This window comes from Cohnella herbarum, from assembly GCF_012849095.1.
In the GTDB taxonomy this organism is placed as follows: domain Bacteria; phylum Bacillota; class Bacilli; order Paenibacillales; family Paenibacillaceae; genus Cohnella; species Cohnella herbarum.
Map to the genome: position 1 here is coordinate 3,109,487 of NZ_CP051680.1, position 26,578 is coordinate 3,136,064.

Below are 26,578 nucleotides of genomic sequence, written 5' to 3' on the forward strand. Positions count from 1 at the left end.
TCAATTAGAGGAATCTATAGAAAAGACTGTCGTTTCAAGACAACTACTGCGGTCGTGTATTGACCTCCAGCATCCAAATATGTCCGTTTCGGTCGATTCCGTAATCGTAGCCTAGCGACCCGATACCCGGATAACGACTCTCCAGTAGCGCCGTTGAAGCATTCGTCAATTGTCGCATTTGTCGTTTCTTCGGTCCGACAAGCCGTGACGAGAGCGAACGCCTTATTCCCTGAGCGGCGGTCATCTGAGTTCCGCCCCGGCACAGATTCGTGACGAACAATCCCCTTCTGGCCAAACGGCCAACCATCGAACGATAAGTCCATGTTCCGTTCATTTTGACGTATTTAACCCGATAATCGATCGGCCGTCCGCCGATCGTGGCTAGATGTATCCCTTTCTGAATCAAATAAGAGCGTTTCCTTCGGGAGGCGTTCAGTGCGCGCATAAGTCCATCGAAGCTGGAAAACGTCCGTTTGGATGATTTATGTGTGAGCCTATACGATCTGCCTATGCTTTCGACTTTCATAACGCCGATTCCCCCTGCTCCGCGAACCGGCTTCACGACAACCATCCCGTAACGCGACAGCATCGTGCGCAAATTCCCCGCGTTAAACAACCGCGAAGGCGGAATATGCCGGGCAATGTATGGATTGGAAAGCAAAGTGTTGGTCTTCAGCCACTTGCTGGCCAATTGCCTGCTAATCGTAACTTCCATCCATTGAGGCTCCTTTCCTGAGGGTATACTTATACATACTCTCTAAAGCGGACAGGTTCTTGGATGGATGTCGCCGGAGATTCGCCTCTATTTGTTTTCAAGCGTTAACCATTCGACTATCGCCTTGAACATGGATAGCCTATTGTGCCGAACGATTGGGATAACGCTTCAACGATGGTTACGATTGCCTATGGCAGCAAATCATCGATTAGAAGCAATGACCGGATTGGCTTACGACATGGGGATTGCGGAAAATAAATAGCGGTGACTTCACGGTCGGACTAGAACTGCCGGACTTTATTTCGCGTTTACAGCGTTCGTATTTATTTAGCTGATCGTCGAGTAGCCGAGACAGACGAAGCACTTGCGGGTTGCTCATATCGGTGCCGTTCTGCAAAAAGCTTTGAACCATCTCATTTCGCAAATTCTCGATTCTCCGCATGATTATTGATAATTTCGTTTTACTCTCCATTTCGCTACCTCCTCCCTGCAATCAATTTCAAGCGAATATTCCGGTTTTCTGGATTGTATATCGATCATAATCGCCAATCTTTTGGAAAGTTCATGGAAAACTATTAAGCAATTGTTAGTTTTTATTGAACAAGGCGTGAATTCCATAAAAATAAAACCTCCCGATCGACGAGACATTCGCTCGCCGTTCAGAAGGTTTTTATCTTAAGTCATTCCTTCGCTGTCAATTAGCAAGGATCAGCAGCCGGATTACCCGCAGCGGTTGCCGTACGGAAGCTAGATCCGCAGCCGCAAGTCGCGGTGGCATTCGGATTGTTGATGGTGAAGCCCCCGCCCATGGCTGATTCTTTCCAATCGATCTGAAGTCCGTTCAAATACTTCATGCTATCTCCGTCAACGACGACCTTAACGCCGTGAATATCCATCTCATTGTCGCCTTCGTGAAGCTCGTCGTCGAAACCCATGCCGTACGAGAACCCGCTGCATCCGCCTTCTTGGACGCCAATGCGCAAGAACATATTCGGCATCTCTTCCGCCGCCAGCATTTCTTGAATTTTGCCTGTTGCAGACTCGCTAATGTTGACCATTATCGGTTCCTCCCCCTTGCGTGTACTCTCTTCAGTATACCCTAGAGAGTGTTAAGCCTCAAGAGAGGTATCGCCCGCAATTTGTTGGGCGAGTGCTTTCAGCTCTATTCGGCAACGAAAGTGCCCCATTTCATTCTGAAGGAAATCGGCTAACCGCCGGAATACCATCGCAAGTTCGGGTCCTGTAGAATCGGTATCCAGCATGTAGCGAAATTGATCCGCGGACAAATCCCTTAACCGGCTTCTCTCGATTTCCCGTCCTTCCGACTCCTGCATTCTCTTCCATTCCTTCGAAGGCTCGAATTTATCCGCTCGACGGACGATTTGCTCGTATATTCTTTGTTTCTTCAGCCACATGTAATATTGAATCGGATTGGACAAGCTCCAAGCTTGACTTAAATCTTTAATCGTATATGCCGCCCGATACTGCTGTAATGTTTGAATTTTCTCTGCCTCGTCCAGCTTTTCAAGTTCGCTAAGTGGCAAAATTTCGGGTTTCAGGTTAATACACCGCCTTGTTCAATATTTTCACTACTAACATAACCATAATTTGTTTATTATTCAAGTTCATTCCCGATTTTGCCAACCTTTATACGTTTTCTATTTCCAGTTGCCGAGGTTAACGTTCGGGTTTATAATATTTACAGTTGTTCACGAAGGATTTGTACGCATTTATACTAGTTATTTTTTTCACAAACTTATGCGACATTATTCGTACTTACTAAGAATCAGAATAATGGGTTACAGGAGGCGCATCTTATGACGCTCGTTACGACGCACCCCGATCGCCAAATGGCCGAAATCGCCGATAAAGTCAGGAACGGCGAACGGCTATCTTTCGAGGATGGCGTATTTCTTTACCGTTCCGATGATTTGTTGACAATCGGGCAATTGGCCAACGAGGTTAATTTAAGAAAGAACGGCAAGAAGGTTTATTTTATCGAAAACATGAGTCTCTACTTCACGAACGTCTGCGAAGCTCATTGCGCGTTTTGCAACTTCCGTAAAGATGAGGGACAAGAAGGCTCTTATACGTTATCCCCGCAGGAAATGATCGATTACGTGGAACAGCACATTCATCCTGGCGTTCGCGAATTCCATATCGTCGGCGGACATAACCCGAACGTACCGTTCGAGTATTACGTGGAGTCTATTCGGGCGCTCAAGGCGAAGTATCCGAACGTGACGATCAAAGCGTATACCGCGGCGGAAATCGAATTTTTCTCCCGTATTTCCGGTTTAAGCTTCAAGGAAGTCCTAGAACGCCTGATCGAAGCCGGACTGGAAACCTTAACGGGCGGCGGAGCAGAAATTCTGTCCGATCAATATCGCAAAAAAATGCGCGTAACCAAAGCGAACATCGAGCAGTATCTGGACGTTCATCGTACGGCTCATCAACTTGGATTACGTACGCACACGACGATGCTATACGGATCGATCGAATCGCTGGAAGAACGAGTCCAGCATATGATTCATATCCGGGATTTGCAAGACGAGACGAACGGGTTCCAAGTGTTCATCCCGCTGTCCATGCAACCGATCAGTCCTAAAGCAAGCATTCGCCGGCGAAATTCCGCTTACGACGATCTTAAAGCCATTGCGATCAGCCGATTGATGCTTGATAACATTCAGCACATTAAAGCCTACTTCATCAATATCGGTACCCAATTGACGCAGGTAGCGCTTACAATGGGGGCATCCGACGCTCATGGCACGATCGTTCGCGAGAAAATCAGCCATGCGGCGGGGGCTTTGACGCCAGCCGGCATTACCAGAGAGGATCTGGTCTGGTTGATCAAAGGCGCCGGGCGTATCCCGGTCGAACGCGACACATTCTATAACGAGATGAAAATATACGAATAATCCCCTGAGTTCCCCGTCGGGTAGACGGGGGCTCTTCTGTGTCATACTAAGGCAAACCGACATAAAAGATTGTTCAAAAAGCCTCCCTCTTGTCCGATGCTGGATACCGGCTTTTTGAACACACGATAAAAGGAGATCAACGTATGAGTAAGGTCGTCGTATTAGGCGGAGGTTACGGAGGACAAATGGTCATTCAGGAGCTGATTGAGCATCTCCCGGCCGATGTCCAATTATTTCTCGTGGATCGCATGCCTTATCAAGGCTTAAAAACGGAATATTATGCTTTAGCGGCAGGAACCGTAGCCGACTTGGAAATTCGCGTGAATTTCCCCGCCCATCCGCAATTGCAAATGGTTTACGGGAATATTCTCGATGTCGATTTGGAAAATAAACTCGTTCATATCTCGGAACAAGAGCCGCTGTCTTACGATTCGTTGGTCATCGCTCTCGGTTGCACGGACAATCACCATGGCATTCTCGGCGCTGCGGATTATTCCTGTAGCATCCAGTCCCTATCGGCTACAAGACGTACCTTTCAACAAATTAACGACATCCGTCCCTACGGTCAATTATCGATCGTCGGCGGCGGTTTAAGCGGCGTCGAGATCGCCGCCGAGCTGCGTGAAGCCCGCTCGGATATCAATATCCGCATTCTCGATCGCGGGAATAGCGTCATGTCCGCGTTTCCGGGAAAATTGCAGCAATACGTTGCCGACTGGTTTCGTCAACACGACGTGGAAATGCGTTCCCACATCGGAATTACCGCATTGGAAAATGGCGTCATTCATAACGGCAACGAATCGATCATCACGGATGTGACCGTATGGACGGCCGGTATTCAACCCGTAGAGCTTGTGCAAAAAATGTCGCTTCCGAAAGATGCCCAAGGTCGTCTGATCGTTAATGAATGGCACGAATTGCCGGACGCGCAGCATGTGTACGTGATCGGAGATTGCTCCAGTCAACCATTCTCCCCTAGCGCGCAGCTTGCGGGAGCGCAAGGCAAGCAGGTTGCCGAAGTCATTCGTACCCGCTGGGACAATAAAGAACCGAAGCTCCCTCGAATTAAGCTTAAGGGCGTGCTCGGTTCTCTAGGAAAAAAAGCCGGTTTCGGTTTAATGGGAGCAACTCCGCTTCTCGGCCGAATTCCGCGTATGCTCAAGTCCGGAGTGCTCTGGAAGAGCAAACGCCACTTCGGTTAAAGATCGTCCAGAAGCTTATCCATAGCGCTTCTGTTATGCTCTTGTTCTTCAATGGCGCTAAGTACCAAACCATATAGCTGATCAGCCGTTTCCGCGACGATGCTCTCCCCGTTCACCAGAGCGTAAGGGGATAAGTAACATTCGCCGCAGTTGCCTAAGCAACCATACTCGATAACTTCGATATGAGGAAGCTTTTCCAGCTCTTTAAGCACCCCATCGGTTCCATGGTGCATATTACTTACGCAGAACTCCACGATATGCATAGGTTCTATTTCCTTTCCTTAAGCATAATGCTAACAAGCGTCTGTTTGAAAACTCGACTTTTTGTACTATAATAGAAGTTGAAAGGAGTTGATGATCATGAGTACAAATGCTCCAAGCACGCAGTATGATGAGGTCATTGACGTTCTCGATAAATTGCGTCCGTTCTTGCAACGCGACGGCGGGGACGTTGAACTGGTCGACATCGAGGACGGTATCGTCAAATTGCGCCTTATGGGTGCATGCGGTAGTTGCCCTAGCTCCACGATCACGCTCAAAGCGGGTATCGAGCGCGCTCTGCTGGAAGAAGTCGAAGGCATTCAGGAAGTCGTTCAAGTGTTCTGATTCTTCTTATCCAGAAGTGAAGAAGGTCCTGCCCTCGCGGCAGGGCCTTTTGTCATCTCTTAAGATGGGTACGAATGGGATCCAATCCTCCGGATACGTCGATCGTGTTGCCCGTAATAAAATCCGACTCGGGCAAACATAGGAACGCGATCATTCTGGCGACGTCTTCGCCGGTACCCGGACGTCCGCGCGGGGATTCGTCGTCCAGTATCCCGGCAACGTCCACGATGCTCTTCTCCTTGTTCCCGCCCCGGATATCCCCCGGGCAAATCATGTTGACGGTGATCCCGCTGGCGGCCTCCTCGACCGCGAGCGTCTTCGTGAACGAGACGAGCCCGACCTTCGCCGCCGCGTATACCGCGCGATGAGGCCACGAACGCGCCTCGGAAGCATGCCCGAATCCAAAATGAATGATTCTGCCCCATTGCCTGCTTCTCATTCCCGGTAACACCCGATGATCCATGAGCATCGTGCCGACCAGGTTTCCGTTCATTAAATAATGGATATCTTCCGTTTTATAGTCTGCGAACAGGCGTCGCTCCCGAATGAACGGCCCCGCGTTATTGATTAAAATATCAACGCCGCCGAGTTTGTTCTCCACTTCGGAAACGAGCCGCTCGGCATCGTCGGCTTTGGCGATATCCGCTTGAATCGCATGGGCTTTGCGTCCCATCGCGGTAATTTCGTATACGAGTTCCTCCGCTTCTTCGCGGCTGGTCACGTAATTAATGGCTAAATCGCAGCCGTGAGAAGCCAACTCGAATGCCGTCCGTCTTCCCAATCCTTTGGCGCTCCCCGTAATCAGTGCCGTTCTGCCCAACAGCTTCACCCAGCCATCCCTCCACCCATGATCCCATGACAAGCTTAATCGTAATTACGTAACCAATTGCATGCATAACGGAACGAATGGTTTAACGAACCCACCACCATGTCCAAGCTTTGCTCCAAATCGGCCATATTGGCAATCAAGTCCTCTATCGTCCTCCGTGCCCCGCCGTTGGCAAGACTCTGGTTAAGATCGTCCTTAAGCTCGGCATTCATTTGATGAATTTCCAAGTTCCGTCGATTGCGAAGCCTGCTCATCGCGACCTGGCTGCGCTCTTTTAATTCGTTGAGCGGTTTCATCAAGTCCATATGCAGATGATTCTCGCGTAAATTTCTGAGCACCGTAAAATAGGAAAAATGAGCTTTTATTCGTTCGGTACGAAGTTTCAGGAGATGATTTAACAATGTTCCGAGCTTATCGAGCAACGCAAAAACCCGGATATAGGCGTTCTTATCGAAATAAACGTGCCTATTATAGCTAAGGATTTCTTCATCCGATAGTTCGTCCATATGATTATGGCGGATAAGTTCGGCATAACGTTTGGCCGCGAAGCAGCTTTGCTCAAGCTCGTCCAAGGAACGCAGCAGCCCCTCCGCCCAGATCGCGTACGTGCGGAATTTCTCGGAATGCTCCGGCAATCGGTCGGCGATCTCGGTCGTTCGCAATCCGAAACGCTCTATCAGTTGTACCGTGTCGAGCGATATGCCCGTCCACTCTTTCGGCTGTTCTCCGAACAACAATCTCAGCAATTCCGTTCCTCCTGCCACGATTTATATAGATCAGGTTCAAAAAGTCAGGTTTTCAGCACCGAGAAGGTTGGAAGAAGCCAGGGCATGAGGAGCGGAGCGTAGGCGAAACCTACGTGAGCACCGGAAGGCCCGGCTGAATCCAAGATTCGATGTCGAACACGCTTCCTTGCATGACTTCGTGATCAGAAGATGGCTTTTTGAATTACTTTTATAAACTCATTGTTCCATTGTAACGCAAAAGAGACGGCACGCTCAACCAATAACGATTGCGCAGACGCCGTCTCCTCCGTGATTAACCTTTCCAATTCGCGGATTGGAAATATTCCTTCCACCGGTCATCGACCAGTTTAACGATATCCTCGCGCGGAAACAACTCGTCCGGATATCCCGGTTTCATCCGCGCATCGATCACGATCGGCAACCTGTAGCCGATATGATGTCTTCCCGCATCGCTAACCGCGTAAATGTCCGCGGCCGGATTAAAGCGCGTAAACGTCGCCCACAAGAATGCGGTTTGGCCGTCGGCAATATCCGCGTCATCCGCGATAACGATTAAAGGCCAAGGACTGTTTTCCTCGGATAATCGCTCCGCAAGTCTCGAGCCTAGCTCCGGATCGTCCGCATAGGAAGCCCCCTCGACGACCAGACAGCCGCGACAATACGGCTTAACCTTGTGAATACCCGGTATCGTGCCTCCCGTATATTCTCCCGGAAGCTGGCGTACGGGATCTCCGACGCCGAGCAGAACGGCTTTGCTTCCGTGGTTTAATCGAGGCCCCGTATAGTCCAACGTATCGTGCGAAGTTTGATCGAATACGAACAAATCCTTGAACGGATCGAATCTCTCCAGAACCGTTTCCAACAGCAACGGGAAATCGGCTAAATCCATCGGCTTGTCCGTCAAGATCAAGAACTTGGTCAACGATAGCTGACCCTCTCCGAGAATCCGGAAGGCGGTGCCCAGCGCTTCCCTGGAATAGCTCTCGCGTACGACCGCTGCCGCCAACGCATGAACGCCGGTTTCCGCGTAGGCCCATAAGCTGCGCACCCCTGGCATAACCATCGGGAACGCCGGAGACAACAGTCTCTGAAGATATTCGCCGAGGAAATAATCTTCTTGCTTGGGTTTGCCGACAATCGTCGCCGGGTAAATCGCGTCTTTCCGGTGCCAAACGTGGTCGACTTGAAACACTGGAAAATCGTGCACCAAGGAATAGTAACCGAAATGATCTCCGAACGGACCTTCCGGTCTCCTTTCGTGAGGAAGAACCCTCCCTACGATGGCAAACTCCGCTTCCGCCGGAATCCGATGACCGCCGAGAGGGTTGTCCGCCATCGGGAGTTTCCCTCCCATAATCAATGAAGCAAGCATCAATTCGGGCATATTTTCCGGCATCGGCGCGATTGCCGAAGCGATTAACGCCGGAGGGCCGCCTAAGAATACGGTCACGGGTAAGGCTTCTCCCCGCTTCTCCGCTTCGTGGTAATGGAATCCTCCGCCTTTATGTATTTGCCAATGCATGCCCGTCGTCCGGTCATCGAAGATTTGCATCCGATACATGCCAAGGTTATGGTTCTTGCGGTTATGCGGATGCTCCGTATAGACGAGCGGCAACGTAACGAACGGCCCTCCGTCCTCTTGCCAGCTCGTGATCGCGGGGATGCCCTCCAGGGGGCGCTCCCTCCGCGACACTTGAAGAACGGGAGCGCGTTCGCCAGGAACCTTCTTAAACCCGACCTTCATCAAGTCGAGGAACATATTCTTCTGCCCCCACAAGGCGGAGAAGGAGGGCGGCAACAACGAATCCACGGAACCGATCAATTGTTGTACCAATTGTTCCGGACGCGGCCCGAACGCGAGATCTACCCTTTTTTGGGTACCGAACAAATTCGTAACGACGGGAAAGGTGCTTCCCTTCACGTTCGTGAACAGCAAAGCAGGACCTTCCCGCTCGATGACGCGGCGATGGATTTCCGCGATTTCCAACACGGGGTCGACGGGTGCCTCTATGATGACAAGTTCATTATTCTGACGTAATACTTCAATAAACGGCCTTAAAGAATCGAATATCATACGCTAACCTCCGAGTCGAGTAACTAATCGCGAGAAGATTGCCTCGTTCGAATCGCCAATAATACCAGCATGCTGAAAAGCGCCGAAATGATGATCGTGTGCAATAACCCGGTAAAAATATAGACGTCTTCATCGGTCAATGTGAACGATAGCAAACCGCCGCTGAGCACTTGCAGGAATACGAGCAATAGCGATTTGTTCGCGATCGACGTAAGCTCCGAAGCGGTTCCTGCGACTTTACGGACATAGAAAGCCAAGATCGCGACGAAGATCAGCATTAATAACGCCGCCACCCGATGAGCGAAAGCGACTCCCGTCGTGCCCGATAACTCGGGAACGATCGCGCCGTTGCACAACGGCCAGCCTTCGCAGGCGCCTCCGGCGCTCGTATGCCTGATGTAGGCTCCTAAATAGACGACGACATAACAATAGATAAGCAAAGCTAACATGCTGCGATACAAGGCTTTAGGCAAGCTGACGGCGGCATGTTGGCCGAAACTCTTGCCTTGCGAGCTGGATTGTCCCGATTGCGGTAACGTTTGTCGTTTCGCAAGCTTATATAACAACCAGGTACAGGTGAAGGCTAACAAGGAAATTCCGAAATGGAGCGCCAAAACGAGCGATGATTGTTCCCACACGACTGCCATCGCACCCAATATGGCTTGCATGATCGTAAACAACAACGCGCCGCCCGCATATAACAAGTTTTCCTTATGGCGAGCCGGCTTCCAGAAGCGCGTAACGAGATAAGTGGCGCCGACCAGCAATCCGACAAGTCCGCTGATCATCCGATGGCTATATTCGACCATGGACTCTACCGTATACGCGGGAACGAACTTTCCGTTGCACAAAGGCCAGTCCGTGCCGCAGCCTCGTCCGGAATCCGTGTTCGTTACTAACACGCCCGCAATAAGCACCAAAAACATTCCTATACAACTTAATAAGGTCAATAATCGATATCTCTGTGAAGTCATGCCCATCCCCGATTTCTTGTGAAAGTTGGCGCAAGGGGCCAGTTCCCATTATACCGAACCCCAACTTTCAAAGCCATGTTCAATATGTGAACAATGGAAGCTCGCAGGGTTTAGCCATATTATTGCCTAATTTGGCTTTAACGCTCCCCCTAGACAAAGAACCTCTCTTATCGCCGATGCGGTAAGAGAGGTCTTATGTTTTCGATTCTTATTTGTTGCTCGCCAACGCAGCCGATACCTCGACCGCCCTGTCCAAAAATCGTTCGATTTCTTCGCGGGTTTTGCGAAGCTTGCTGACGAACCTGACGAGTTCCTCGCCTTTACGAAATGCGATAAAACTCGGAATGCCTAGAATATTCAGTTCGCTGCATAGGGCCTCCATATCGTCGCGGTCGATTTCCACCATTTTCAACCTGTCCGCGTACGCAGCCTCAACGTCGGCGATGAAGGGATCGATAAAGTGACAATCCTTACACCATGTCGTCTTAAAAATAGCGACCGTCAACCGGTCCTCAGCGATTTGTTCCCGAAACGCGGCTTCATCCGTAATCCGTTGCATCGTTTTCCCCACCTTTCATTCACTCTTGACGTCATTATAATCGCTTGCGCCGGGTTGATCAAAAAGCCGTTACAAATCCCTTGTCACCTTCAGGATAAGCTCGCCGTCCTCGAGCTCCTCAATCGTGTATTCCGCGCCAAGAATACCTAATAAATCATCTGCCGACATATAGGAGATCGGCCCGTCCGCGAACACCTCATGCGCCAGCGTTATCGGCTTTTCGTTAACCTTCGCCTCCGCCGAACCTAAATGAAGATCGATCGCTTGCCCCGTCGCGGGATCGTGGACGCGAATTTCCCCTTTGCCGGAAGTTACGATTAGTCGCCCCCCGAAGTCCTCCATAATCGCTCTTATCGGCACGAACGCAATTCCGTCCGAATCGACAATGAAGGGGATCCCCCACTCGCTGCTTAGTTCGAACGATTGATCGTCCGCTTTGAAATCGTTTTTGAGAATCCCGTACAGCGCAGAATCTTCCTCGAACAGCCTTACGACTTGGAACGGCTCCATTCCAAACAGGGAGTCAAACGTCAGGGCGTTCAACGGAATCTGTACTGCTGGAATATCTATCTCCCCGTTCACGTTCCACATCTCGTTGTCGCTGCGAATCCGAATACTCTTCACGGGACTTTCTTCATCCAAGAAAGCCGCCGGAGCGATAATGATTTCTATCGAGGATTTACGCAGGCGCAACGAATCGTCGACGAACAGATCCGCTTTAGCCGTTATTCCTTTATCGAAGATTTCTTTCCATTCTTCTTGCTTGCTCGCTTCCGTCAATTCTTTCTGCGCTTCCTCCATTAGCGGGAATAGCTCGTTCACGGCTTCTTCGATCGCCGCTTCGCTATCGAATTGTTCTTCGAGCAATTCTTCTCCGCCGAACGCTTCTTTTATCTCGGGCGGGAGCTCCTTCATCCATTGAAGCACCCCCTGCAACGTCGCGCGGAAACCTTCCTTGTCCTTGATCAGATTGTCGAGATAGACGGGAATCCATTCGCCGAGCTGTTCACCGTTTATCTCCGCGTGAACCTTCGTTAAGTCCGTCGATACGCCGTGAATCGGCAAAGATATCCGATCTACGGAAATAACCGGCGGATTCGGCAGCCCCTTCACGAAATATGCCCCGACGTTCTTGATCAGTTGGCGCGCGGAATCCGTTAACGCCTGTTCCAGATTATCCGAATCGCTTCCGAACGCGGAGCCCAATCCCAAAGTCGAACCCAGTTGGGAAATGTCCAAGACAAACGGGCGTTTCGCGCCTCCTATATCGAATCTTAAAGCCTTCTTGTCCGTATGCAGCGTAAACGGAATATCCCCTTTACCGAAGCTAAATACTCCGGTCATCCATAGGTTTCCTTTGTCGTCGGTTTTGGAATGGGAAATATTCAATGAGATCTTCTTCATTGCATTTAATAAAGCGGTTACCTCGGCATCCTCTTCGGACAACAGCTTATCGTTAAACTCCAGCTCCAGCTCGAATAGCTGCGACTGCTCTTGCCCCGAAACATCCAACTGCTTCATAATCATATCGTTGAGGTTTAACCCTCCGACCGATTGGCAACCGACGATGATGGCTAACAATAACGTACCCAGCAAAACTCCGAATTTCTTGACGGACCGTCTACTCACTTATAATCTCTCCCCTTTACACTTCTGTAAGACTTATGCATAGTCCGAAGACTTGTGCCCTTTAATTTCGACGCGGGTAATGAAAATCCTGCCATACCTATCCGTTAACAAACAAAACCGGCTGTAAGTCCGCGAATCGGACTTTACCGCCGGTTATAGATGTTCCGTTATATGGCTTAACCTGCCGTGCTTTTTGAGCGAAGCTTCATGAAAGGCGCCAATAAACGGCGGACGGGACGAGGATAAGTCGCGACCTCCTCGGCGGTTACGACGCGCATGTACACGAGCAACGCCGGATAGAGCACCGCTAGTACGCCTCCCATCACCGCGCACGAGAGGAAGAACGCCAGCTTGTCAGGGAGTCCCTCGCCGATGGCCAGTATCGCCCACTCTACGAAAGCAATAGCGGCCGCTACGATCCCCGAAGCCGACAGGAAGCCGATCCAACGCCCACCGAGCAACTTGAACTTGGATCTCTTGCGCAAGCTGAGAATGTTGAAGGACAAAGCCCATATAAAACATAGGGTCGTTCCGGCGATAATTCCGTATACCCCGAACACCGGGGCTAGCGCGAAGCTCAGAACGATCTTAAGAAGTACCCCGGTAATCGCATGCATAGTTGCTTTCTTCGGTTCCCCGATTCCCAGCAAAATCGAGTTCGTTACCATCATGCCGATCTGGAATAACGTACCTAAAGTCAGCATCGCGACGACCGCGCTTCCGGTCGCGTTCTCGAACAATAAACCGTTAACGCTATAAGCACCGATACCGAGCAGCAACACGACCGGCATTCCGCTGAAGAGAGCGATTCTGACCGCAAGCGAAGCTTGATGGCCGACCCGAGCACTATCTCCTACCGCGTGGGCGGACGAGATGAGCGGAATGATCGACTGGCTGAGCGCCACGGCTAGGATGATCGGGATACCCGCGATCGATTGCGCGTTCATTCCGTACACCGCGGTCCAATGGTTAATCGTCTCCGCATCGTAATGTCCGACCGTTAGCGATTTGATCATAAAATTGTCCATCGTGTATAACAACTGAACCGTAATCGCGGTCATGACGATCGGAATGGACAAGTTGAAGAGCTCGCGATAAATCGTCCGCAAACGGAGTCTTTTCGAAGTATCCTTCTGAATTTGCGGCTCAAGCCGGTCGCTGACTTTTAGTTTTCGAGCGTAATACAGCATAACCGCAAATGCCCCGATGCTTCCGAACACGCTGCCTAACGAAGCTCCGGATGCGATTCCTTGCTGATCCGTCTTGTCTATGGAATATAAGGCATAAGCGATAATAACCGCGGCGAATACCCGAAGGATCTGTTCTACGATTTGCGAAATCCCGCCAGCGGTCATGAACTGACGCCCTTGGAAATAGCCTCTCATCATGGCGATCATCGGGAACAGGAGCAAAGAGGGCGCTATCGCCCTGATCGCCGACGCGGCCTCGGGCTCTTTCAGAATCGTATCCGCGACGAAAGGAGCGACTACCCATAATCCGATCGTAATGATTACGCCCGCCGCCGCTCCGAACAGCATCGCGGCGCGATAAACCTGTTGCGCCTCCATCACGCGGCCTACGGCATACCGACCGGACACCATTTTGCTTACGGCGCTAGGAATGCCGGCAGTCGCCACGATAAGCAATAATAAATAAATGTTGTTCGCGACGTTGTAATAAATATTTCCTAAGTCGTTCAGAAGATAATCGAGCGGTACGCGTTGGAAAATGCCCAACGCCCGCGCCACGAGCGCGGCAGCCGCGAGGATAAGCGTACTTTTGAGTAACGTGTCTTTTTTCAAGGGAACCTCTTCGGAATGAGTTAATTATTCGGTTCAAAGCGGAATTTATTGCCTCTCGCGGAATATCGGGCGGGAAACCTCTTAATTCGTAACTAACCAAATGACGAAGATTACGATCATTCCCGCTTGCAAGAAGATCTTGACGATCGTGCTCGTGAATAAGCCGACCAGCGAGCCCCAGCCGACTTTGACCGACCGGCTCATGTCCGAGCCATGGATCAATTCGCCTAGCACCGCTCCGGCAAACGGACCGATAATCAGACCGAACGCCGGAATCACGAACGGACCGATCAGAATTCCGATCGTGCTTCCGATGACGGATGCCCGGGAGCCCCCGAACTTCTTGACGCCCCAGGCGTTGACCATGTAATCGGCCACGAACAGAATAACGACGATAATCGTTTGAATGCACCAGAACCAGAATCCGAACGGCTCGAATGAGAAGAACCAACCATAGATGAAAAAAGCCGCATAAATCGCTAAAGCACCCGGTAAAATGGGGTAAACCGCTCCGGCCATCCCTACTACGAACAATGCCGAAATGATGACCCAACCCAATATGTCCATTCGATCACTTCCTCAGTACATAGTTCTGGATGACCTGCGCAACGCCATGCTCTTGGTTGCTTCCCGTTACGACGTTAGCCGCAAGCTTGACTTCGTCTTGAGCGTTCCCCATCGCTACGCCGAGACCGACGGCGCGAATCGCGGCAATATCGTTTAAGCTATCTCCGACGGCAACCACTTCGGACATTTCATAACCTAACATCCGGCAAACTTCCATAAGCGCGGTCGCTTTCGATACCCCGGTCGGGTTGATTTCGATGTTGAACGGAGAAGAGTTGGTAAGCTCCAGGCCGTCCCAAGTTTGGATCTCCTTCAGGATTTCGCCAAGGCTTTGCACGTCCTCGGTATAATAGCCGAATTTCAACCAATCGCTCGCAATGGTGTCTCCGACCCAACGTTCCTTATTATAAATATCCACGGTCGTATAACCCCAATACCAGACATCGGGATATTGCTCCGCGAGCGCGTGAAGCTTCATCACCTTACTGGAGTCAAGCAACGTTCGCCGGTGCAACGAATGGGGCTTCGTCCAAATTTCTCCCCCGTTCACCGTAATCATCGGCGATTCCAAACCGAGCTTCTCCGCGATCGGAAGCGCGCTATTGAACCCGCGCCCCGTCGACACGCACACGGTAACGCCTGCGTCTACGGCATGCTTCACCCATTCCGCGTTCGTATCGCTGATCTCGCTTGATTCGTTCAATAAAGTGCCGTCTAAATCCAAAGCCAATAAGCGGTATTGTCCTCTCTCGTATGCCAACTTTCATTCCACTCCCTGCTGCCGTCATCCATATGTAATTCAACGTCATTCTATCACATTTCGACCCCGAATCGAAATTTAAAAGGCTGAACGGAAACGTTCTCCGTTCAGCCTTAAGGCTATTAATAAGCTTCGCCGGCTACGGACGCCCGTTGCCTTAGCTTGCGAGTAACGAACCCGTGCGATGGCGAGAAGAGGAATGCGAGCAAGAAGATAAGTCCGGCAACGCAGACCATACAGCCCGCGATCGAAGCATCCAGCATAGCCGCGACGTAATAACCCGCAACGGAGCTGATGACTCCGATAACCACGCTTAAACCGATCATCGTGCCTAATCTGTCCGTTAACAAGTAAGCGGCGGATGGAGGAACGATAAGCAAGCCGACCACGAGGATGGCTCCTACGCTTTCGAAAGAGCTTACCGTTGCCATGGAAACCAATCCCATGAGTACGTAATGGAACAAAGCAACCGGTATGCCGATCGCCGCCGCCAGTGCCGGATCGAAAGCGCATATCTTAAATTGCTTGTAGAACAACCCGATAAGCGCCACGATAATGAACAACGTAATTCCAAGCAGCCAGACGGCTTTCGGTCCTAGCTCCACGCCGCCCAGGATTAACGGGTTCCACTGAACATAAGCGATTTCCCCATAAAGCACGCAATCCAGATCCAAATCGACCTGTTGAGCGTTGAGGCTAACAAGAAGCACGCCCGCGGCGAACATCGAGGTAAAGACGACTCCGATGGACGCGTCGTTCTGAACGCCGCTCTGCTGGAACATCTGGATCAGGAACACCGTCACGAAACCGATGAGCGCCGCCCCGAACAGCATGAAGAAGGAATCCCTGGAACCGCTGACCAAGAACGCGATCACGATGCCCGGAAGCACGGAATGGCTAATCGCGTCTCCGATGAGAGCCATGCGGCGCAAAATAAGGAAGCATCCTAGAATCCCGCAACACGTTGCGACCAAGGCTCCCGTCAACATAATCCAAAATCCGCTCATGCCGACACCTCGCTTTCCTTCGAGCGAGAACCCGAATCCGTTTGTTTTCCGTTCTCCTCCGACCATTCGCGTTTGGCGGCATAACGTCTTGCCACCTTGGCAACGATGCCTCTGCGCGGTCCGAAGAGCACGGAAGCCGTAAACAAAGCCGTAGCGGTTAATACGCTTAACGGGCCCGTAGGCAGGTTCTGCGTCCCTGCGCTGATCCATGTTCCTATCGCTCCGCTAAGCGCTCCGAAAACCCCGGAGAGGAAAGTCATCATTCCCAGACGATCCGTCCAATAGCGGGCCGAAACGGCCGGCGTAATGAGCAATGCGGCAACGAGAACGACTCCGACCGCTTGAATCCCGACCACGACGGCGATCGTTACGAGCCATAGCAGCAATTGCTCCAAGGTCGATACGGAGAAACCCAGCCCCCGTGCGTAGCCGGAGTCGAAGCTGATCAGTTTGAATTCCTTGAACAGCAAAACGCAGGCAACGATCAGAACGATCGCGACTCCCATCATCGTATAGACGTCGTTAGCCGTCATCGATGCCGCTTGCCCGAATAGAAACTTATCCAACCCGCTTTGGTTGCCATAGGAACTATGCTGAATTTGCGTAAGCAATACGATGCCCAGCCCGAAAAATACCGATAAAACGATACCCATCGCGGCATCCTGTTTGATTCTCGAGTGACGGGTAATCCAACTGATTCCTACCGTCGCGATCATCCCCGCTACGATCGCCCCTATCATGAAGAACGCTACGTTTTTGACGCCGGTCAGCATGAAAGCAATGCAAATCCCCGGCAATGCCGCATGAGCTAAGGTATCTCCAATTAAGCTTTGTTTGCGCAAATACGCGAACGTGCCGATGACTCCCGTGCTTAATCCGAGCAGCATGCTGCCGATCAGTATCCATTGTAAATTCGGATCGGTAAACAGGTTCAACATCACGATCACCTTCCCATTCCCGCGAGAACGATCGGCTCTTCGGCTGGGCTGGTCTTGAGAAAGGTCAATCTTCCCCCGTACGTTTCTTGCAGCCTTTGTTCGGTGAACGTCGTGCGGGTAGGACCGAATGCGATCAATTCTCCGTTTAGCAGCATGACGGAATCGAAGTATTGTTCTACGGTCGCGAGGTCATGGTGTACGACGAGCACCGTCTTTCCTTGCCGCTTTAATTCGCCAAGCAGCGTAATAATCGCCTTCTCGGTCGCCGCATCCACGCCCGCGAACGGTTCGTCCATGAAATACAGCGTAGCGTCTTGGGCCAGGGCGCGGGCTAGAAACACCCTCTGCTGCTGGCCGCCCGACAGCTGGCTAATCTGGCGGCCGGCGAAATCCGCCATGCCGACCTTAGCCAAGCACTCCATCCCGATCGCTTTTTCTTTGGCCCCCGGTCGTCTCAATAAGCCGAGATGACCGTATCTGCCCATCATGACGACATCCAGCGCGTTCGTCGGAAAATCCCAATCGACCGATTCCCGTTGCGGCACGTATCCGACCAGTTTGCGTTGCGACTTATAAGATTTTCCATAAACAAGCGTCTCGCCCGTAAGGGTCGGTTGTAATCCGAGCACGGCCTTGATCAAAGTCGATTTGCCTGCGCCGTTCGGTCCGATGATACCGATCAGTTCGCCTTCCGTGACTTCGAAAGACACATTCCTTACGACGGGTTTTTTCTGATAAGCTACCGTTAAATCTTTAACCGACAACGGAGATATAAGTTCAGTTTGCATGGACATTTGAATTGTCTCCTTCCTATTTCAAAGCGTCGACGATCGTATCGACGTTGTGCCTAACCATTCCAATGTATGTGCCTTCCACCGTTCCTGCTTTCCCCATCGCATCGGAGAACAGCTCTCCACCGATCTTTATTTCATGTCCCTTTTTCTTGGCGCCCTCGATGACGGCTTCGATCGATTTCTTCGGAACGCTCGATTCGACGAAAACGGCCTTAATCCCTCTTTCCACCAGCATATCCCGCAAACCGGTCACGTCCTTGGAGCCGTATTCCGCGGCGGTGCTAATCCCTTGCAACCCTACCACCTCTATGTCGTACGCATCTCCGAAATAACCGAAAGCATCATGTGCGGTAACGAGAACGCGTCCTTGCTTCGGTATCGTGGCGATTTGCGTCTTCGCATATTGGTCAAGCTCTTCCAGCTTCGTCAGATAAGCTTCAGCGCGCGCCCGATAATCGTCTTGATGCTCCGGGTCCTTCTCGATCAACGTATCCCGTATCGTCTCGGTCGCGCTCATCCACAGCTGTACGTTAAACCACACGTGAGGATCGTGCGTTCCGTCGGCAACCAACCTCAACCGTTGCTCGGGAATATTCTTCGTAACGGCGACGACCGTTTTCTTATGGCTCATTTTCTCGAATATTTCCGTCATTTTCCCTTCCAGATGCAAGCCGCCGTAAAAAATGATTTCAGCGTGTTCCAGCTTGCTTATGTCCCCCTGCGAAGCTTTGTATAAGTGCGGATCGACGCCAGGCCCCATTAATCCGACGACTTCCACTTGTTCGCCGCCGACTTCCTTAACGACGTCGGAGATCATCCCGATCGTCGCGGTCACGTGTAATTTATCCTTATCGCGAAATGCATTCTGCGTTCCGCACCCCGCAAGGATGAACATTGTCGCGGTTAGAAATACGAGAACCCAAATCAGTCTTTTTATCGATGATGCCTTACCTCTTTTCATGCGCAAGCGCTCCTCTCCAACTCTCTCTACTAGTTGTGTGAAAACAATTTTTTTGTACTAGAGACTAACAATTTCCCGAATGACTCTTTTTTTATATTATACAACAAAGTTTACCTTGTGCAACAAATAAATTAAAAAAAATGCCGCGCTTCTTTTGGGAAGGCGACATTCTGTTTTGCAATGCTATTGTTGTTCCCCATTGGCATTCTCGCCTTGAGCGTTTGCATTTACGGCATTGACGCCGAATGGTTCACCGACTTCGCCGTTAGCGGGGTTTGAAGATACGCTGTTCGGGTGAGGCTTGCCATCCAATCCCACCTTCGCATCGTACGCATCGAATATTTTGCGTGCGATCGGAGCGGCTCCCCAGCCGCCATATCCGCCTTCAGGCACGACTACGGCGACGGCAAGCGTTGGATTCTCCGCAGGCGCGTAGGCGATAAATACGGCGTTCTCGACGGTTTTTCCGCCGACATCCTGCTGCGATGTTCCCGTTTTCCGGTAGAAGTTATACTTGAAATCATCGAAGCCCCGTACTCTAACCTGCGCCATTCCGGCTTCGATCGTTTGCCAGTAAGAGTCGGGGAAGCTGACCGTGTTCAGCACTTCCGATTGGTAAGGCTGAACGATGTTTCCGTCCGTATCCTCGATTCTATCGACGAATTGAGGTTTCATTCGTTTGCCATGGCTAGCCAAGGTCGAAGCATATTGAGCCAGTTGCAAAGCCGAATACTTGGCTTGTTGACCGAATGATGCATAGATCAAGGCGGATTGAGCGCTCCCCGTCTTGATCTCCTTGAAATAATCGATGATGCCGCTAGACTCCAGCGGCAGCCCGCTTCCGGTCGTCACGCCGAGACCGAATTGCTTCATGTAGCTGTCCCATATATCGACGCCTTCGCTACCGTCGCGCATATAGAGCCTGTTCCCGATCATCCCGGCCATATAGGCATTCGAAGACTTGGCGATCGCGGTTACCGGCTTTAGCAATCCGTTCGCCGCACTGCTGGCGTTACGAACCCGCGTTTCGTGTCCTTTGCCTCCGAACGCGAAGTATCCAGGATCGATAAACTCGGATTGCGTCGTTATTAATTTCTCGTTCAAACCGACCAGAATCGTTAGCGGCTTCTGCGTCGACCCCAGATTAACCAACGAGGACGGATGCTTCATCCGTTCTTTGTCGTCTTTATATGGCGGCTGCGCGTCCCGAATGGCTCCGTTACTCATGTAATAAGTGATGGAGTCTAAATCATCCTGACTGATCCCGCCTTGCCAAACCGCAGGATCGTAATCCGGCATGCTGGCCATGGCCACGACTTTTCCGGTTTTGACCTCCATCGCGACCGCATATCCGGTTTTGGCGTTGGCCGCCCTCTCTTGCTTATCCGATGAAGTTCGAATTTTCTCCAAGTGCTCCGTTATCGCGTTCTGGGTCGCCAATTGTATGTCTTTGTTGATGGTCAAAATAATATTGTCGCCCTTAATCGGCTTCGTCAACTTCATCGGACCGATAATCTCGCTCTGATTGTTAACCGGATACTCCTTAATTCCGTTTCTGCCTCTAAGTTCGTCCTGGTACATAAACTCCAGTCCGTCAAACCCGACCTCTTCATCCTTGAGATATTCCAGCGTTTTGTCCGTTTGTTTCTCGGCATCCTTGTATTTCGATAGGGAAGTCGCCCCGCTCATCTTCTTCATGTAACCGACGAGTTGTACGGCGACCCGATCCTTATCGTATTGACGGACGCTTTCTTCTACGACCTCGATGCCCGGAAATTGATCTTTGTGTTCGGAAAAATACGCGATCTCTTCTTTCGTTAATCCGGATTTTATTCTCCGCGGCTGATAAGAATAATACACTCTTCCCTTGAAATCCATGTACTTGAAAACTTCTTCCACCGTTAGAGGTTTGGCCGTCTTGAGTCCGAGCTCGTTAAATTTGGCGACCAATTCCGCCGCAAGCGCCTTGCCGTCTTCCTCGCTCATTTTCGTATCGTGCGTGTAGTACAGCGATTGCGTTGAGGTGGAGTACGCAAGGGCTCTCTTCTCCGAATCGTAAATATTGCCCCGGATCGGAGGTACGGCGACCGGTCTCGTCCCGATCTCATGTTCTCGCGCGCGAAGGGAATCTCCCTCCACGAACTGCAAATAGGCCAATCTCACGATCAAGACCGAAAATACGAAAAAAGTAATAAAGAAAAAAACATTGAGTCGGAAACTGAAATGCCTCCGGTTTTTGATTTCCCGTTTCTGGGCTTCTTCCGTAAGGTTACTCACCCCGTTATGCCTCCTTTCCGTATATGCGTATCGGTAAAGCCCGGAGAATCAAACCAATCGCCCGTCTTTGCCCAAGTCGAATCCAATGAAATCCAACGGTCTTGCTCGGTCAAATAAACTTCGTTCCACGCATGTGCCCCGTAACCTCCGCGACCGTCATATCCTAGGCCGGTTACGACCCGAACGTCCAAATCGACGGCTCTAGCCATTGCCGCATATAATCGGGCATAGTCGATGCAGACGCCTTTTCGAGTCTCGAACGTATGCTCGGGATTCTGCTCTAGCCAATCGCCGCGTTCTTCGTACGCCTTTACTTTATCGTCGTCATACGCGATTCGGCTGCCGACCCAATCGTACAGGGCTCGAGCTTTCGCCTGCTCGCCGTCTTTGCCTTCGGTAACGGATACGGCGGCTCGCACGATATCCTCGGGCAGTTCCGCGTCGATGATGTCGTATCGTTTCAGCCATAGCTGATCAAGCTCTCCGGACATTTCCCGGGCAAAAACCGGCAACCGCTCTTCGATGAGACCTCCCGTTGCCGGGCGGATCACTTGCGCGGCGACTTCCCGGTACAAGCCAGATTGCTGGATGTAATCCGTCATCGGTCCTTGCGGGAATAACGCGCAATAAGCGAACAGAACGGCCGTAAATAACAGCGCCCTACCTGTCCCTAGCGCGGTTCCGATAATTCCGCCGAACGATCGGCTCACGGCCCCCCCGCCAGGCACTATGGCGAAGGGGAACGATATGACGGAAGCCAACACGCGCGTCGCCAGTCCCGTAACAACCCGAATGACCGTATGAAACACAAGGAATAAAACCGCAAAACGGAACAAAGACAAATCTCGAAGCCCCGTTATGGCAGTATAGCCGAATTGCGCGAAGAAGTTAGCATCCGGTTCCGGTCGCCCGATGTTTCGGTCCGTTAACCAAATCTGTAAGTGCGGAGAAACGGAGGATGCGGCCCATGCCGCAACAATAACGGCCGTTACGGCCACTACAGCTCCTACGAGAAAAAAGAGAAGCTGTTTGACGGAGCCTGAAGCTCCTCGCCGGAAGCCTTGAAACAAGGAGAATGCCACGACGGCCAATATCATCCACGTTACGAGATTGGCATCCAGGACGGTCCAATTGCCGCTCATCCTGCTTATTTAGCCGCAGCTCGCGCTTTTACGACAAATTCGCGCACGGCGCCTTCCAATTTCCAAGTTCCGAGCGAAATGCCTCTCAGCTTGACGGTGACTTCGCCGGAATTGGGAACGCCGACAAGCTCCAAATTCGTCGTCGTAATCGAATACGTACCGTCCGCGTTATCCACGTACGTCGCATCGCCCGCTTCCCCGGCCATCGCTTTGATCGCTTGGTCTTTCGCTTCTTCCGTTACTTTGGATCCTACGTCTTTAATATCTTCGATGCTGTATCCGCCGTAAGTCGCGATACCGATGACGATTGCCGCCACGAGTATCCACTTCATGACCGTTTTGACGACTTTCATAATAATAAAAATAGCTACGATAGCAACCACAATAATAATCCAGTTATCTTGCGCGAACTGTAACCAGGCATCCGTATCGAAATTCATTCCATTCTCCCCCATTAACATAAGACTCCGTCCATAATAAGCTTCGCGAACATAATCGGACATAAATGAACTGCCCCTATTATACCGTAACGCGATAACCTCCGTAAACGACCGTCATATCCGAGACCGATAGCACGTACAAGTAGGATAGGCCGTTGAATTGGACGAGGGGTGCCGACACCCCTCATAGGAGGAGGTTGCGGAAAATGAAAACCGCCGTCTGGCTTTATTTGTTTTTGTTCGTCGCATTTTTCGATTTGCATGCCCAATATCCGATGCTGACGCCGTTCGCCGTGTCGTTAGGAGCAGCGCCATCGTTCATCGGGCTTGTCATGGGCATGTATTCGCTGACCCATCTGCCCGGGAATCTAATCGCGGGCGTCGCGGTAGACCGATTCGGCAGCCGCTTGTTTATTGCCGCCAGCTTGGTCGGCGCCGGAATACTATTGCTCTTCCAAGCTCGGGTGACGGATCCTTGGCAGCTCTTATACATCCGCTCCATCAGCGGATTCGTTCTAGCGTTCTTATCTCCGGCTTGCATGTCGCTGCTCGCAAGACTCGCTAAAGATCATATCCACCAAGGCAAGCTGATGGCCGGCAACGGACTTGTCCATACGATCGCGTCGGTGATTTCCCCCGCGGCCGGGGCTTACTTGGCCGCCTCGATCGGCTTTAGCCAATCCTTCGCCATGCTCGGCTGGATTCTCCTCCTGACCGGTATATTGTCCCTGTGGTTCGTGAAAGAACCAGCGAGATCGCCGGAAGAAATAGCCGAACTCAAAAAGAAACCGATCGTTCCTGCAATAGAATCAGGCAAACCGGACAGCTTAAAGGAACAATCGTCGCCTTCCCGTTTTCCTTGGACGATATTCTCTTTACCGATCGGAATGGCGTGCGCGCAAGGGATACTCGCATTCGAATTGCCCCTTCGCGGCACGGATGCCGCGACAATCATGAGCACGGGGATTTTGTTCTCGATCGTCAGCCTCGGCGCGCTCGTTACTTTGGGGCTGCTGTTCTTAAACCGCTATTTGCCCTATTCCCGTACGCTTGTCGGCTTACTTCTGCTTGCCATCTGCTATTACGGACTAGCATCCGATTGGCCGGTTCCCATGGTTGCTCTGCTTTTCGTCATCGGGATGGCGAAAGGAGTCATTTTTCCCGCTATGACTTCTTTCTTGTTGCAGCTTAGCGGGCCGTCGCGCTATGGAAGAACGTTTTCGCTGCTGTCCATATCCCTATCGATCGGCTCTTTCCTGGGCCCGGTGGCCGCAGGGGCGGTCAGAGAGCACTTCTCGCCGTACTTCCTTTCCTTCCTTGCCTTGATGATCGCCCTTGCCTTGCTTTTCCCGCGCCCTTCCTTTCGCGATAATTGGAATCCGCGTGGACCTATCCCCTTGCATCAGGAAATCAACGCGAAATAGCCATGATTTTTTTCTTTTTCCTTCATCATCTAGGTACTCGCACAAGTCAAGAGCGGCAATGGGGCATAACATGCATAATAGCCTATGCCCGGAACGGCGAATATCCCTGACCGCTGGCTCAAACTTAGGCTGTTGAAGAGGGGTGACGCGGATGTCCCAAAGCGGTGTCGGAGGTTCTAATATAACAACGACGATGGTGCTCGTTTTGTTCATTTTGCTTGTAATCGTATTACGCGCCTGTTAGCCAATCCGCAGGCGATTCGGCAGGGCTGCCTTACCGATGCTTAGCGGCCCTGCGATTTCCATTTCGACACCATGTTGGACAAGCCCGAATAAGAATGCCTGAACTAAGCGCATACTCAACAAATTCCGCAATCATGGTACAATATCGTTATAGCTGTCGAATCGAGGTGGTCTCTATGGATATTGCCATTATCGTCGAAGGAAAAAACGACAAAAGCAGGCTCTCCCGCGTACTTTCTTCCGATATTCCCATCCATTGCACTTTCGGTACGTTGAATACGAACCGGATCGAAGCGCTGCGTAAAGCAGTCGGCGATCGTCACGTTTACTTGTTCACGGATCCCGACTCGTCCGGCCGCAGAATAAGAGGCATGCTTCGCGACGTATTCCCCGACGCCGACCATATCTATACTCGCCGAGGGTATAGCGGAGTCGAAGGTACGCCTGAAGAGTATTTGATCCAGCAATTGGAGAAGGCCGGATTGGAAGAATTCATTTTATACCCGGATCCGACGATTGGTTGAAAAAGCGGTAAGAAAACAGCAGTGCCGACTCGCGGCACTGCTGAGGGGGATGGTTCGTTAAGTTTTCGCCAATCTCCGAACTTCGTCAAGCGACAAATCGATCGTTTCCGCCACTTCTTCCGGCGAAAAGCCTTTGCCTAGAAGCTTGCGAACGATAAGTTGATTTGCTTTTTCCATGCCTTTTTCCATGCCTTTTTCCATGCCTTTTTCCATGCCTTTTTCCATGCCCTCTTCGATGCCTTCCTCGTATCCCCAACGTTTCCATGCTGGCATTAGCTCCATAATAACCGCTCCTCCCTCCTCGTTTTCTCGTTTAAGCTCACGAATAATGACGTCATCTTCTTCTTTGTCTGGATTAAAGTACAAGTCTGCTACCGACATAATAAGCGCTAATCTCGCGTCGTCCAGTTTATTGCGTAAACGTAAAACCATCCGTAAGTATGCGAAACGCATCTCTCTCTTTTCCCTTTTATTATACCCCATCTTAGCCAGCAATGCAGCGGCAACCGGATTGTCGGAATCGATAAATCTACGCCATTCCAATTTTTTAAGCTCGACCTTCAAAATTTGAAATCGTAAAATAGGGTGGACACAAAAAAACCGCTCAAACCTCCCAAAGGAGGAAGAGCGGCGCGTGCTTCGCGTCCGGATATGGTAATTGATGTAAGTATGGCAGATCCAGCTCGCGTTGGCAAGCCCTCTCAGTTAAAGCAAGCTTTTGATTTTCTTCGCCATATCGCTCGGACTTAGCCTATCTTCTTCATCGGCGTAACCTTCGATGTAGTCGTTCGCGGAAATCCAATCGCGGATTTGACCGTCTTTATCGAGCAAAACGATCAGGTTCATATGTCCGAAGTTACCGTCTTTGTCCTTATTGACAAGAATCGAATACTCCCGGGCCAATTCGGCCGTCGCCTTCTCGTCTCCCCGCAAAAATTTCCAACCGTTCGGATCGGCATCGAATCGTTCCGCGTAATCCTTCAACACTTCGGGAGTATCGTTGGTCGGATCGATCGTAACGGACAAGAATTGAACCTTGTCGCCGAATACGCCGTCTTCCTTCAGTTCATCCTGAACTTGGGACATGATGAACGTCGTCGGAGGACAGACGTCCGGACAGTTCGCGAAGAAGAAATAGAGCAGACGCGCTTTGCCGTTCGTTCCGCTCAAAGTAACGTTCTCGCCATTCATATCGGTATAGGAGAATTCCGCTCCTTTGCCCTGTACCGGCAATTCATCCTCTTTGTTCTGTTGCATGAGAATGAAATAACCCATCACGATACATAATCCGAGTACGAGCAGGGAAAATCCATAACGTTTTAACCAGGAGCTCTGCTGCTTAACGGGTTCGACCGCCACGTCCGCATTCGCGTTCTGATTAACGGAGAGGTTACCCTCGACATGCGCCTGTGATTGTTCATCCTTATTATTTTGATCCATCTTT

28 protein-coding genes are annotated in these 26,578 nt (G+C 51.1%); 5 read left to right on the top strand and 23 right to left on the bottom strand.

All coding sequences use genetic code 11. The features are described from left to right. Positions 1-43: 43 nt before the first annotated feature. The 4 genes from HH215_RS13755 to HH215_RS13770 all read right to left on the bottom strand — a co-directional run bounded on the left by HH215_RS13755 (position 44) and on the right by HH215_RS13770 (position 2,259). Positions 44-715 carry a YheC/YheD family protein gene (locus HH215_RS13755; RefSeq protein ID WP_169280434.1) on the bottom strand — a complete coding sequence of 224 codons (672 nt, stop codon included), beginning with the start codon at positions 713-715 and terminating at the stop codon, positions 44-46. Positions 716-923: 208 nt separating this feature from the next. Beyond that, a complete protein-coding gene (locus tag HH215_RS13760; protein WP_169280435.1) occupies positions 924-1,187 on the bottom strand; it encodes an aspartyl-phosphate phosphatase Spo0E family protein in 264 nt (87 codons plus the stop codon). Positions 1,188-1,413: 226 nt separating this feature from the next. Continuing rightward, entirely contained in the window at positions 1,414-1,773 is a 360-nt protein-coding gene (locus HH215_RS13765) for a HesB/IscA family protein (protein WP_169280436.1), read from the bottom strand. A gap of 51 nt (positions 1,774-1,824) precedes the next feature. Next, entirely contained in the window at positions 1,825-2,259 is a 435-nt protein-coding gene (locus tag HH215_RS13770) for a hypothetical protein (protein WP_169280437.1), read from the bottom strand. Between the two features lie 273 nt (positions 2,260-2,532). Between HH215_RS13770 and mqnE the strand changes: the two genes are divergently transcribed. Next, on the top strand, positions 2,533-3,636 hold the full coding sequence (mqnE, locus tag HH215_RS13775; RefSeq protein WP_169280438.1) for an aminofutalosine synthase MqnE: 1,104 nt from the start codon (positions 2,533-2,535) through the stop codon (positions 3,634-3,636). 143 nt (positions 3,637-3,779) lie between these two features. Continuing rightward, positions 3,780-4,838, top strand: coding sequence for an NAD(P)/FAD-dependent oxidoreductase (locus tag HH215_RS13780; RefSeq protein ID WP_169280439.1), 1,059 nt, complete (start codon positions 3,780-3,782; stop codon positions 4,836-4,838). Here HH215_RS13780 and HH215_RS13785 read toward each other — a convergent pair. Further along, complete coding sequence (locus tag HH215_RS13785; protein WP_169280440.1) at positions 4,835-5,101, bottom strand: YuzB family protein; 267 nt, start codon at positions 5,099-5,101, stop codon at positions 4,835-4,837. The genes HH215_RS13780 and HH215_RS13785 overlap by 4 nt on opposite strands. 97 nt (positions 5,102-5,198) lie before the next feature. Here HH215_RS13785 and HH215_RS13790 point away from each other — a divergent pair, with 97 nt between their 5' ends. Then, entirely contained in the window at positions 5,199-5,444 is a 246-nt protein-coding gene (locus HH215_RS13790) for a NifU family protein (protein ID WP_115994096.1), read from the top strand. A gap of 52 nt (positions 5,445-5,496) precedes the next feature. On the opposite strand, the gene HH215_RS13795 is transcribed toward HH215_RS13790, so the two are convergent. The 16 genes from HH215_RS13795 to HH215_RS13870 all read right to left on the bottom strand — a co-directional run bounded on the left by HH215_RS13795 (position 5,497) and on the right by HH215_RS13870 (position 23,006). Next, a complete protein-coding gene (locus HH215_RS13795) occupies positions 5,497-6,267 on the bottom strand; it encodes an SDR family oxidoreductase (RefSeq protein WP_174887686.1) in 771 nt (256 codons plus the stop codon). Between the two features lie 41 nt (positions 6,268-6,308). After that, entirely contained in the window at positions 6,309-7,019 is a 711-nt protein-coding gene (locus HH215_RS13800; RefSeq protein ID WP_169280442.1) for a Cthe_2314 family HEPN domain-containing protein, read from the bottom strand. Between the two features lie 292 nt (positions 7,020-7,311). Next, positions 7,312-9,093, bottom strand: a complete 1,782-nt coding sequence (locus HH215_RS13805) for a UbiD family decarboxylase (protein WP_169280443.1) — start codon at positions 9,091-9,093, stop codon at positions 7,312-7,314. Between the two features lie 23 nt (positions 9,094-9,116). Continuing rightward, positions 9,117-10,019, bottom strand: coding sequence for a COX15/CtaA family protein (locus HH215_RS13810; RefSeq protein WP_254450475.1), 903 nt, complete (start codon positions 10,017-10,019; stop codon positions 9,117-9,119). A gap of 256 nt (positions 10,020-10,275) precedes the next feature. Then, complete coding sequence (locus HH215_RS13815) at positions 10,276-10,626, bottom strand: thioredoxin family protein (RefSeq protein ID WP_169280445.1); 351 nt, start codon at positions 10,624-10,626, stop codon at positions 10,276-10,278. 69 nt (positions 10,627-10,695) lie between these two features. Continuing rightward, positions 10,696-12,255, bottom strand: coding sequence for a stalk domain-containing protein (locus HH215_RS13820; RefSeq protein ID WP_169280446.1), 1,560 nt, complete (start codon positions 12,253-12,255; stop codon positions 10,696-10,698). Positions 12,256-12,431: 176 nt separating this feature from the next. Beyond that, positions 12,432-14,057: a putative polysaccharide biosynthesis protein gene (locus HH215_RS13825; RefSeq protein WP_169280447.1), complete on the bottom strand. Its 1,626-nt coding sequence runs from the start codon at positions 14,055-14,057 to the stop codon at positions 12,432-12,434. Between the two features lie 81 nt (positions 14,058-14,138). Next, positions 14,139-14,624, bottom strand: coding sequence for a DUF456 domain-containing protein (locus HH215_RS13830; protein WP_169280448.1), 486 nt, complete (start codon positions 14,622-14,624; stop codon positions 14,139-14,141). Positions 14,625-14,628: 4 nt separating this feature from the next. Further along, on the bottom strand, positions 14,629-15,384 hold the full coding sequence (locus tag HH215_RS13835; RefSeq protein ID WP_169280449.1) for a Cof-type HAD-IIB family hydrolase: 756 nt from the start codon (positions 15,382-15,384) through the stop codon (positions 14,629-14,631). 122 nt (positions 15,385-15,506) lie between these two features. Beyond that, positions 15,507-16,391, bottom strand: coding sequence for a metal ABC transporter permease (locus HH215_RS13840; RefSeq protein WP_169280450.1), 885 nt, complete (start codon positions 16,389-16,391; stop codon positions 15,507-15,509). Further along, positions 16,388-17,329, bottom strand: coding sequence for a metal ABC transporter permease (locus HH215_RS13845; protein WP_169280451.1), 942 nt, complete (start codon positions 17,327-17,329; stop codon positions 16,388-16,390). The genes HH215_RS13840 and HH215_RS13845 overlap by 4 nt, the downstream gene beginning before the upstream one ends. A gap of 5 nt (positions 17,330-17,334) precedes the next feature. Next, positions 17,335-18,123, bottom strand: a complete 789-nt coding sequence (locus tag HH215_RS13850) for a metal ABC transporter ATP-binding protein (protein WP_375140500.1) — start codon at positions 18,121-18,123, stop codon at positions 17,335-17,337. A gap of 16 nt (positions 18,124-18,139) precedes the next feature. Then, positions 18,140-19,084: a metal ABC transporter solute-binding protein, Zn/Mn family gene (locus HH215_RS13855; protein WP_169280452.1), complete on the bottom strand. Its 945-nt coding sequence runs from the start codon at positions 19,082-19,084 to the stop codon at positions 18,140-18,142. A gap of 183 nt (positions 19,085-19,267) precedes the next feature. Then, a complete protein-coding gene (locus tag HH215_RS13860; protein WP_169280453.1) occupies positions 19,268-21,361 on the bottom strand; it encodes a peptidoglycan D,D-transpeptidase FtsI family protein in 2,094 nt (697 codons plus the stop codon). Then, entirely contained in the window at positions 21,358-22,503 is a 1,146-nt protein-coding gene (locus HH215_RS13865; RefSeq protein ID WP_169280454.1) for a transglutaminase domain-containing protein, read from the bottom strand. The genes HH215_RS13860 and HH215_RS13865 overlap by 4 nt, the downstream gene beginning before the upstream one ends. A gap of 5 nt (positions 22,504-22,508) precedes the next feature. After that, complete coding sequence (locus HH215_RS13870; protein WP_254450476.1) at positions 22,509-23,006, bottom strand: hypothetical protein; 498 nt, start codon at positions 23,004-23,006, stop codon at positions 22,509-22,511. Between the two features lie 143 nt (positions 23,007-23,149). On the opposite strand from HH215_RS13870, the gene HH215_RS13875 reads away from it, so the two are divergent. Together HH215_RS13875 and HH215_RS13885 are read left to right on the top strand one after the other, a co-directional pair. Next, the gene (locus tag HH215_RS13875; RefSeq protein ID WP_169280455.1) at positions 23,150-24,367 is read left to right on the top strand and encodes an MFS transporter; all 1,218 of its coding nucleotides are present in this window, start codon (positions 23,150-23,152) and stop codon (positions 24,365-24,367) included. A gap of 419 nt (positions 24,368-24,786) precedes the next feature. After that, positions 24,787-25,134, top strand: a complete 348-nt coding sequence (locus HH215_RS13885) for a ribonuclease M5 (RefSeq protein ID WP_169280457.1) — start codon at positions 24,787-24,789, stop codon at positions 25,132-25,134. Positions 25,135-25,191: 57 nt separating this feature from the next. Here the strand turns inward: HH215_RS13885 and HH215_RS13890 are convergent, their stop codons facing one another. Both HH215_RS13890 and HH215_RS13895 read right to left on the bottom strand, forming a co-directional pair. Then, positions 25,192-25,677, bottom strand: coding sequence for an RpnC/YadD family protein (locus HH215_RS13890; RefSeq protein WP_169280458.1), 486 nt, complete (start codon positions 25,675-25,677; stop codon positions 25,192-25,194). Between the two features lie 162 nt (positions 25,678-25,839). After that, positions 25,840-26,574, bottom strand: coding sequence for an SCO family protein (locus HH215_RS13895; protein WP_169280459.1), 735 nt, complete (start codon positions 26,572-26,574; stop codon positions 25,840-25,842). Positions 26,575-26,578 lie beyond the last annotated feature (4 nt).

What these genes read in the sequence shown, in the direction of transcription:
- HH215_RS13790 (WP_115994096.1), top strand. Translation starts at nt 5,199, where the DNA reads ATGAGTACAAATGCTCCAAGCACGCAGTATGATGAGGTCATTGACGTT.
- HH215_RS13845 (WP_169280451.1), bottom strand. Translation starts at nt 17,329, where the DNA reads ATGTTGAACCTGTTTACCGATCCGAATTTACAATGGATACTGATCGGC.
- HH215_RS13765 (WP_169280436.1), bottom strand. Translation starts at nt 1,773, where the DNA reads ATGGTCAACATTAGCGAGTCTGCAACAGGCAAAATTCAAGAAATGCTG.
- HH215_RS13870 (WP_254450476.1), bottom strand. Translation starts at nt 23,006, where the DNA reads ATGTCCGATTATGTTCGCGAAGCTTATTATGGACGGAGTCTTATGTTA.
- HH215_RS13815 (WP_169280445.1), bottom strand. Translation starts at nt 10,626, where the DNA reads ATGCAACGGATTACGGATGAAGCCGCGTTTCGGGAACAAATCGCTGAG.
- HH215_RS13780 (WP_169280439.1), top strand. Translation starts at nt 3,780, where the DNA reads ATGAGTAAGGTCGTCGTATTAGGCGGAGGTTACGGAGGACAAATGGTC.
- mqnE (WP_169280438.1), top strand. Translation starts at nt 2,533, where the DNA reads ATGACGCTCGTTACGACGCACCCCGATCGCCAAATGGCCGAAATCGCC.
- HH215_RS13830 (WP_169280448.1), bottom strand. Translation starts at nt 14,624, where the DNA reads ATGGACATATTGGGTTGGGTCATCATTTCGGCATTGTTCGTAGTAGGG.
- HH215_RS13850 (WP_375140500.1), bottom strand. Translation starts at nt 18,123, where the DNA reads ATGTCCATGCAAACTGAACTTATATCTCCGTTGTCGGTTAAAGATTTA.
- HH215_RS13855 (WP_169280452.1), bottom strand. Translation starts at nt 19,084, where the DNA reads ATGAAAAGAGGTAAGGCATCATCGATAAAAAGACTGATTTGGGTTCTC.
- HH215_RS13760 (WP_169280435.1), bottom strand. Translation starts at nt 1,187, where the DNA reads ATGGAGAGTAAAACGAAATTATCAATAATCATGCGGAGAATCGAGAAT.
- HH215_RS13885 (WP_169280457.1), top strand. Translation starts at nt 24,787, where the DNA reads ATGGATATTGCCATTATCGTCGAAGGAAAAAACGACAAAAGCAGGCTC.
- HH215_RS13785 (WP_169280440.1), bottom strand. Translation starts at nt 5,101, where the DNA reads ATGCATATCGTGGAGTTCTGCGTAAGTAATATGCACCATGGAACCGAT.
- HH215_RS13810 (WP_254450475.1), bottom strand. Translation starts at nt 10,019, where the DNA reads ATGTTTTTGGTGCTTATTGCGGGCGTGTTAGTAACGAACACGGATTCC.
- HH215_RS13895 (WP_169280459.1), bottom strand. Translation starts at nt 26,574, where the DNA reads ATGGATCAAAATAATAAGGATGAACAATCACAGGCGCATGTCGAGGGT.
- HH215_RS13875 (WP_169280455.1), top strand. Translation starts at nt 23,150, where the DNA reads ATGAAAACCGCCGTCTGGCTTTATTTGTTTTTGTTCGTCGCATTTTTC.
- HH215_RS13840 (WP_169280450.1), bottom strand. Translation starts at nt 16,391, where the DNA reads ATGAGCGGATTTTGGATTATGTTGACGGGAGCCTTGGTCGCAACGTGT.
- HH215_RS13755 (WP_169280434.1), bottom strand. Translation starts at nt 715, where the DNA reads ATGGAAGTTACGATTAGCAGGCAATTGGCCAGCAAGTGGCTGAAGACC.
- HH215_RS13805 (WP_169280443.1), bottom strand. Translation starts at nt 9,093, where the DNA reads ATGATATTCGATTCTTTAAGGCCGTTTATTGAAGTATTACGTCAGAAT.
- HH215_RS13865 (WP_169280454.1), bottom strand. Translation starts at nt 22,503, where the DNA reads ATGAGCGGCAATTGGACCGTCCTGGATGCCAATCTCGTAACGTGGATG.